The sequence below is a fragment of the Vibrio sp. Y176 genome, from assembly GCF_033438945.1.
This window is the reverse complement of record NZ_JAWOQS010000070.1, coordinates 1-1,434: the sequence shown is the minus strand read 5'-3', so window position 1 is coordinate 1,434 and position 1,434 is coordinate 1. Positions and strand designations below refer to the sequence as shown.

2 protein-coding genes are annotated in these 1,434 nt (G+C 48.7%); both read left to right on the top strand.

Annotated features, from left to right (window positions below):
• On the top strand, window positions 1-973 hold a 973-nt coding region (cpxA, locus tag R7O13_RS24115; RefSeq protein WP_318304834.1), incomplete at its 5' end, for an envelope stress sensor histidine kinase CpxA.
• 218 nt (window positions 974-1,191) lie between these two features.
• On the top strand, window positions 1,192-1,434 hold a 243-nt coding region (locus tag R7O13_RS24110; protein WP_318304833.1), incomplete at its 3' end, for an SDR family NAD(P)-dependent oxidoreductase.

The window sequence follows — 1,434 nt, the reverse complement described above, 5'->3', positions numbered from 1 at the left end:
AATCGTTCTGGCCGACTCTGAACTGCTGATGTACGTTGGCTTTAAATGGAACGAACCACCACCGCTGCTGCTGCGTCTCTTCGACCACCCATTCCAGTTACTGTTGGCCGTCATGCTGGTGAGCACGCCATTACTGCTGTGGCTTGCTTGGGCACTGAGCCAACCCGCACGACGCCTTGAAGCCGCCGCGCAGCGAGTAGCAAAAGGTGAGTTCGTCATCGATCCGAATCTTGAAAAAGGCACCGCAGAATTTCGTCAAGCGGGCAGCAGCTTCAACCAAATGGTCGAAGCGGTGAACCAGATGATTTCAGGTCAGCAGCGTTTACGGTCGGACATTTCTCACGAATTACGCTCGCCACTCACTCGATTGCGCATGGCCAGTGCATTAGCGACGCGCAAACAGGGTGACAGCCCTGAGTTGGTTCGCATTGATACCGAAGCGCAGCGCCTTGAGCAGATGATCAGCGAATTGCTTGAGCTCTCGCGCATGCAGGTGAACAGCCACATGACACGCGAGACACAGCCAATAGAAAGTTTGTGGGAAGAGATCATTAAAGATGCGCAGTTTGAAGCCGAGCAAATGGGTAAAACACTCCGCTATTCAGAGATCCCGGAGCGACATATTTCAGGCAACCCAAAACTGTTGATGAGCGCGGTAGAAAACATCATCCGCAACGCGATTTATTACGGAAAAGATGAAGTGCAGATCGACATTCAAGACAAGACTGACACACTGACGATTACCGTCGATGACAACGGTGATGGTGTGCCGGATGAAGAGTTAGATGCGATTTTCCGTCCATTCTATCGTGTGTCTACCGCTCGTGATCGTCACTCTGGCGGCACAGGATTAGGGTTAACCATCACCGAAAGTGCGATTCGTCAGCACAGCGGTACGATAGTCGCGAGCCGCAGCCCACTGGGAGGTTTGCGCGTCTCCATCACGTTGCCTTTAGTTAAAGTAGGCAAATAACCCTACAAGATTTCAATTGATAATGATTTTCATTAAAAATTAAATTTCATACTCCAACGATGAAGAAAACGACATTTACGGTCCTAGGCGCTTTGTTTGGTTCCTTCTGTGCTATCTCTGTATTTATATCCCTGTTGTTTAGTGCATGGTGGTTAGTTGATTTTGTCGCACTCAGCTAACACAATAGTTCGATAACGAGTCTTACCTGAGAGTTAAAAATGGCCCATAGTGTTTTTATCACAGGCGCAAATCGTGGTATTGGTTTGAGTCTGACAGAGCTTTATCTTGAACGCGGGTGGAACGTCCACGCTACTAGCCGTAACGTCACAGACAGTGACGAACTACAAGCTTTGAGAGCACGTTACTCTTCTTTGAGCTTGCATGAACTGGATGTTACTGATTACGCAAAAATCGCGTTACTTGCTCAGAGCCTGCCACCTATCGACCTTTTGATTAACAAC